This window comes from Chromobacterium sp. INPA-IVC, from assembly GCF_059047085.1.
On sequence record NZ_JBTNLS010000014.1, the window covers coordinates 64,067 to 70,856 of the forward strand.

General features: G+C 64.1%; 5 protein-coding genes. 1 reads left to right on the forward strand and 4 read right to left on the reverse strand.

Features of this window, described 5'->3' with window-relative positions:
• Window positions 1-17: 17 nt before the first annotated feature.
• The gene (locus tag ACX17K_RS21775) at window positions 18-1,100 is read right to left on the reverse strand and encodes a hydroxymethylglutaryl-CoA synthase (RefSeq protein ID WP_493776408.1); all 1,083 of its coding nucleotides are present in this window, start codon (window positions 1,098-1,100) and stop codon (window positions 18-20) included.
• Between the two features lie 964 nt (window positions 1,101-2,064).
• Here ACX17K_RS21775 and ACX17K_RS21780 point away from each other — a divergent pair.
• Entirely contained in the window at window positions 2,065-2,658 is a 594-nt protein-coding gene (locus ACX17K_RS21780) for a TetR/AcrR family transcriptional regulator (RefSeq protein WP_021476361.1), read from the forward strand.
• A 7-nt stretch (window positions 2,659-2,665) separates the two neighbouring features.
• Here ACX17K_RS21780 and kdpE read toward each other — a convergent pair whose 3' ends face one another.
• The 3 genes from kdpE to kdpC are packed head-to-tail and all read right to left on the reverse strand — an operon-like array spanning window position 2,666 to window position 6,675.
• Entirely contained in the window at window positions 2,666-3,382 is a 717-nt protein-coding gene (kdpE, locus tag ACX17K_RS21785) for a two-component system response regulator KdpE (RefSeq protein ID WP_021476360.1), read from the reverse strand.
• Between the two features lie 20 nt (window positions 3,383-3,402).
• A complete protein-coding gene (locus ACX17K_RS21790; RefSeq protein WP_493776409.1) occupies window positions 3,403-6,090 on the reverse strand; it encodes a DUF4118 domain-containing protein in 2,688 nt (895 codons plus the stop codon).
• A 6-nt stretch (window positions 6,091-6,096) separates the two neighbouring features.
• Window positions 6,097-6,675, reverse strand: a complete 579-nt coding sequence (kdpC, locus tag ACX17K_RS21795) for a potassium-transporting ATPase subunit KdpC (RefSeq protein WP_493776410.1) — start codon at window positions 6,673-6,675, stop codon at window positions 6,097-6,099.
• Window positions 6,676-6,790 lie beyond the last annotated feature (115 nt).

Genomic DNA, 6,790 nt, shown 5'->3' on the forward strand with positions numbered 1-6,790 from the left:
TCTCCTGTTGCTCGATCTCAGAGGTAGGCGGTCAGGGCGTAGTCCGGACGCAGGTACTTGAACTCGTACTTGATCGCGGTGCCGTAATCGATATGGCGCTTGGCGGCCAGTTGCGCGGCCAGCGGCTTGGCGCGGCGCTGGTGTTCGACGATTTCGTCGGTCACCGTCAGCGCCACGGCGTCGCTGCCTGCGCCGAAGCCGTAGGAGGCGAGCAGGATGCGCTGGCCGGGCTTGGCCTGGTCCAGCACTTGGATCAGGCCAAGCAGCGGGCTGGCCGACCCGGTGTCGCCGACGCTGCCGGCGAACAGCGCCGGCTCCACCTGCTCGGCGGCGAAGCCGAGCTGGCGGCCCAGCGAACGCGGCGTGGACGCCACGTTCTGCTGGAACACCGCGTAGTCGAAGTCCGACGGCGAAGCCTTCAATTTGTCCATCAGGCCGCGCACCGCGCGGCGGGTCTGCTCTTCGAGGCCGATGCCGTTCTTGTCCGAGCCCAGGCCCATGCCGGAGCGGATGTAGCGCTCGCCTTGCGGGCGGATGTTGTCGGCGACGTCGGCGGCGCAGGAAAAGGTGGCGTCGATCTCGGCGATGACCTTGCCGCTGCCCAGCACCAGCGCGGCGGCGCCGGCGCCGGCGTAGGACTCGGTCAGATCGCCCGGCGCGGTGTGGCGGCCGATGGCGTCGGCGGCGACGATCAGCGCGTGTTCCGCCATGCCGGCGCTCACCAGCGCTTGCCCGATTTGCAGCGCGGAGGTGCCGGATTTGCCGGCGAACTGGATGTCGGCGCAGTACAGGTCATAGCCTTGGCCCAGCATTTCCAGGATCACGGCGGCGGAGGCGCGGGATTCGTACGGGTTGGTGCAGGTGCCCAGGTACAGCGCGTCCAGCTTGGGGTGCCCGCCGTGCTCCAGCGCGTGTTGGGCGGCCAGCACGCCCAGCGTGATCACGTCCTCGTCGGGCTGCAGCACCGCGCGCTCGCTGACCCCCAGATGGTCGCGCACTAGCGCGGCCTCGGTGTTTTTCCAGACATCCACGACGTCTTCTATCTTGAGCCGGCAAACCGGGACGGCGCTGCCATAGCTCACTATGCCTGCCTTCTTCATGGCGCTTCCTTTTCGCTAAACGGGTTGTGCGTGGGCGGCGTAGCCCGCGTCAGCGCCTATGCTTCCGGCGTGATGGACAGGGCATGCCGCTAAAAAATACGAAACGTACCGTTTCCTTTTTTTAGTTAGCATGCCGATGGCATTTTGTGTCAATGGTAAATTTCGTGAACTTATAATTTCAGCTGAACAGCAATTATCTTTTTCATGTTTGAAATAAATGAACTGAAACTTTATTGAAGCTAACGATTTGAATTATTCGATGCCGAACGGCAACTGTGAAAGCGGCGTGAATGTCTGTTCTAGTCTGGTTTGTCTTGATGATTCATCAATCGAGACTAAGCAAAGTGAGATTTTTTTGCCGCGCAATTGATGAAAAGTGGACAATTTTTGCTTGGGTCGGAAATTTTCGTTGGCGCTTGTATGGTTTTGTTGTTCGAGGACAAGGTTTTTCGATTGGGAATATTGTTGGGCGGCGGGAGTCGATATAGACAGTTGAATGACAGTGAATTTGTCTGCTTTGGCATTGTTTTTTATATGAGTTTTATCTTTCGAATTAATTTTCGGTTTGCGAACCTCGCCGATTCATTGTTGTTTTTTTGCGAAGAAGAGGGGAGCGGCGGCGGCGATGGGTGTCGCAGCGGGCCGGTTAGGTGATATGTTGCCGCTCACGATATTTTTGATCTCGGCGCGGTCGCCGCGCGCGCATGCGCCGATTCCTTTCCTTATGTTGCAAAGGCCAGGATATCGGCGTTGTTGGCACCCATGGTCCGCGGGCATCGTCGTTTCGTTGTAAGCGGGCTCTCGATAACAAAACGAAACGTTTCGTTTTTTCTTTTGATTAAGAAGCCGCCCAGGCCGTCTTGCTATCATGCCCGCGTGGCGATGCCGCGCCGAGATCCGCCGGAGAGGCGCGTTGGAGCGCCGGCGGCACTTCATCATGAATAGAATAGGAGGATGGCTTTCCATGTCGCAGAACACCATCAGAAGTTCGACCGGGGCCGCGCGCAATCCGCAGACGCATCAGGCGATCCTGGCTTCGACGATAGAAATCCTCAAGGAAGTCGGCTACTGCGGCATCAGCATCGAGTCGGTGGCGCGGCGGGCGGGCGCCAGCAAGCCCACCATCTATCGCTGGTGGCCGAACAAGGCGGCGCTGATCGCCGAGGTGTATGAAAGTGAAAGTGGGCAGGTAAGGCAGTTTCCGGAATGCGGTTCCTTGAGGGAGGACTTGTCTTTCCTGCTGCACAATCTGTGGCGGGTATGGCGCTCTTCGATCTGCGGCGAGGCGTTCCGCAGCGTGATCGCCGAGGCGCAGCTGGACCCTCAGACCTTGATGCAGATGAAGAACGAATTCATGGGCCGCCGGCGCGAGTTGCCGCGCCAGCTGCTGGAAAGCGCGGCGCGGCGCGGCGAGCTGGCGGCGGACGCCGATCTGGAGCTGCTGCTGGACATGATATTCGGCTTCTGTTGGTATCGGCTGTTGACCGATCAACTGGACGCCGAGCGCGACATCGACGCCTTCATCGGCATGCTGCTGTCCGGCGCCGCCGCGCGCTGACGGGTTTTCAATCCGCCGGCTGGCGCAGTTCCTGCTCCACCAGCCGGTAGCCGACGCCGGTTTCGGTGACGATATGGCGCGGCATCGCCGGATTGTCTTCCAGTTTCTGCCGCAGGTGGCCCATGTAGACGCGCAGATACTGGTTGTGTTCGGAGAATGACGGCCCCCATACCGCCAGCAGCAGCTCGCGGTGGGTGATGACCTTGCCGGCGTTGCGGATCAGCGTGGACAGCAGCCGATATTCGATGGGCGTCAGATGCACCGGCGTTTCGCCCTTGTGCACCAGGCGGTTGACCAGGTCCACCTTGATGTCGCCGAACTGGAACGTTTGCTGCGCCGCCGCGCTGCCGTGGATGCGGCGGCGCAGCAGCACTCGGATCCGCGCCAGGCATTCGGCTACGCCGAAGGGCTTGGTCAGATAATCGTCGGCGCCGGCGTCCAGCGCCGCCACTTTCTCGGTCTCCTGGGTGCGGGCCGACAGCACCAGGATGGGGATGTCGCTCCATTCGCGCAGGCTCTTGATCACGTCTATGCCGTTCATGTCCGGGAGCCCTAAGTCCAGGATGACCAGATCGGGCTTGCGGGTCGCCGCCTCTATCTGTCCCTGCTTGCCGGTCTCGGCCTCGTAGACGGTAAGATTCTCCTCTTCCAGCGCCGCCGACAGGAAGCGGCGGATCGGCTTTTCGTCTTCGATGATCACTACGGAAATGGGTGCGTCGTTCATGTCTTGTCGCTCTTGTGGTTTCAGGCGTCGTCCGGCGGCAGCGCGGGAGGCGAGCCGGCCGGCAGCGTGAAGGAGAAGCGGGCGCCGTGCGGACGGGCATTGCCGGCTTCTATCGTTCCGCCGTGGTTTTCAATGATGGCGCGGCAGATGGCCAGGCCCAGGCCGACGCCGGGCGTGGTGGATTCCGGCGCGCCGCGCGTGAATTTGTCGAAGGCGCGGTGTTCCATGCTGGCGGGCAGGCCGGGGCCGTCGTCGGTGACGGTGATGCGGACCTTGTCGCCATCGTGGCGGGCGGCCAGCTCGATGCGCGAGCCGGCCGGCGTGTACTTGCCGGCGTTCTCCAGCAAGTTGACCAGCACGCGCTCGATCAGCACCGCGTCGTATTCCAGCACCGGCAGGTCGCGGCTGAGATCCAGCTCCAGCTTGTGGTGGCGCAGGCTGTGCTCGCAGGCGCGCACGGCGCTGCCGACGACCTCGTCCAGCAACTGCCATTCCTTGTTCAGTTTGACGCCGGACTGCAGCTTGGCCATGTCCAGCAGATTGGTCACCAGCTTGGTCATGCGCAGCGCTTCATCCTGGATGGACTGGGCGATCTCGGCTTGCTGGCCCGGCGGCAGGGTGGGGGCGTTCAGCATATTGGCCATGCCCAGCATATTGGTCAGCGGGGTGCGCAGGTCGTGAGACACCACCGACAGCACGCTGTTGCGCAGCCGTTCCGATTCCATCGCCACGATGGCGTCCTGCGCCACTTCCACATAATGCACCCGCTCCAGCGCCAGCGCGATCTGGGCGGCGCAGGTCTCCAGCAGCCGCTGTTGCTCAGGCAGGAAGGGGTGGACGGTTTCCTCCGGCAACAGCGCGATGACGCCGCGTACCCGCATCGGCGCTTTCAGCGGCACGTAGAGCGCGGCGTTGGACGGCAGCGTGTTGGTGCCGAGTCCGGCCGGCTGCTGGTTGTCGAACACCCACTGCGCGACGCCGGCGTCGGCGTCGTTGCCGGTTTCGGTGGCGGCGCGCAGGCGGTCCTCGCTGTCGGGAATGAACAGCATCACCTTGGCGCGGAACAGCGGCTCCAGCCGGCCGACCGCGGTTTCGATGATTTGCGAGGCGGTCAGCGCGCCGGCCAGCTCGCGGCCCAGGTCGTACAGCGCGCGGGTGCGGCGCTCGCGGTAGGTGGCGATGGTGGCCTCGAAGCGGAAGCGGGCGGTCAGCTGGCTGATGATCAGCGCCACCACCAGCATCACGATGAAGGTCAGCAGGTACTGGGTGTCGGACACCGCGAACGACAGCTGCGGCGGCACGAAGAAGAAATCGAACGCCGCCACCGACAGGAAGGATGCCAGCACGCCGGGGCCGCGGCCGTAGCGGGTGGCGATCAGCACCACCGCCAGCAGGTGCACCATGATCACGTTGGACAGCGCGAAATAGGGCACCAGCAGATGGTTGAGCTCCGTGGTGGCGAAGCAGATGGCGGCGGCTGCGAGGTAGCCGCGGGCGGCGTTGCCGGATTCGCTGTCGCTGAACAGCAGGCTGGGCACGCGCTTGCCGCGCTTGTCCGCGTCTTCCTCCAGCTCATGCGCCACCACGTAGACGTCGACGTCGCCGGACAGGCGGCTGAGCTCGGCGACCAGCGAGCCTTCCCACCGCCGGGCGATCCAGCCGCGGCTGGATTTGCCGACCACCAGCTTGGATACGTTGCGGGTGCGGGCGTAGGCCAGCAAGGTGGCGGCCAGCGAGCTGCCGCCCAGCACTGTGGTTTCGGCGCCCAGCTCCTGCGCCAGCCTCAGCCCCTTCAATATCCGCGCGCGCTGCTCTTCCGGCAGCCGCTGCAGCTTGGGCGTCTCCACGTAGACGGCGATCCAGTCGGCGTCCAGATTGGCGGCCAGCCGCTTGGCGCTGCGCACCAGCTTTTCCGTGCCGGGCCCTGGGCCGACGCAGACCAGCAGCCGCTCGCGCGTGTGCCAGACCGGCTTGATCGACTGGTCGGCGCGATAGGCGCGCATCTGCGCGTCGACGCGGTCGGCGGTGCGGCGCAAGGCCAGCTCGCGCAGCGCCAGCAAATTGCCCTTGCGGAAGAAATTCTTCACCGCGCGTTCGGCCTGCTGCGGCAGATAGACCTTGCCGGCAGCGAGGCGGGACAACAGCTCGTCCGGCGGCAGGTCCACCAGCGAGACTTCATCGGCCATGTCGAACACATGGTCGGGCAGCGTTTCCCTGACGATGATGCCGGTGATCTGGCCGACCACATCGTTAAGGCTCTCAAGGTGCTGCACATTGAGAGTGGTGTAGACATCGATGCCGGCGGCGAGCAGCTCCTCCACGTCCTGCCAGCGCTTGGGGTGGCGCGAACCGGGGGCGTTGGAGTGGGCGAACTCGTCGATCAGGATCAGTTGCGGATTGACGGCGAGCGCCGCGTCGATGTCGAATTCCGACAGCGCGCGGCCCTTGTACTCGATCCGGCTGGGCGGCAGCACTTCCAGGCCATCCAGCTGGGCCGCGGTTTCCTTGCGGCCGTGGGTTTCCACCACGCCGACCAGCACCTTGACCCCTTCCTGTTGCTTGACCCGCGCGGCGGCCAGCATGGCGAAGGTCTTGCCGACGCCGGCGCAGGCGCCGAAGAAAATCTTCAGCCGACCGCGATGGGCCTCCAGCTCTTCGCGCTTCAGTTCATCCAGCAGGGCATCCGGGTCGGGGCGCTGATCGGTCATGCGGGTTTAAGCCTTCTTCGAGAGTTCGTCCAGCGCCAGATTCAGCTCCAGCACGTTGACGCGCGGCTCGCCCAGCAAACCGAAGGTTTCGCCGACGATGCGGCCGTCGACCAGCTTGCGCACCGCGTCTGCCGGCAGTTTACGCGCGGCGGCGACGCGGTCAACCTGGTAATAGGCGGAGGCCACCGAGATTTCTGGATCCAGGCCGCTGGCCGACGCGGTCACCAGGTCCACCGGCACCGGGCCGGTCTGGGTCGGGTGCGCCTTGCGGATCGCTTCCACATTGCCTTTCACCGCGGCCAGCTGCGCCGGATTGGTCGGGCCCAGGTTGGAGCCGCCGGAGTTGCCGGCGTTGTACGGCATCGGGCTGGTGGCCGACGGGCGGCCCCAGAAGTATTGCTCGCCGGCGAAATTCTGGCCGATCAGCCGCGAGCCCACCACCTTGCCGTCTTTCTCGATCAGGCTGCCGTTGGCCTGCGACGGGAACGCCGCCTGGGCGATGCCGGTGGTGACGAGCGGGTAGGCGAGGCCGGTGATCAGCGACAGGCCGCCGAAGATCACCAGCAGGGGACGAATGACTTTCATGATAATCCTTTCCATTCTGTTGGCGCGGAGCGCGCCGCGCTCCGCGTCGCAAAAAATTTCTTTTTTCCTTTTTTCCTTTCTTTCTCTTTCCCCCCCCCCCCCCCCCCCCCCCCCC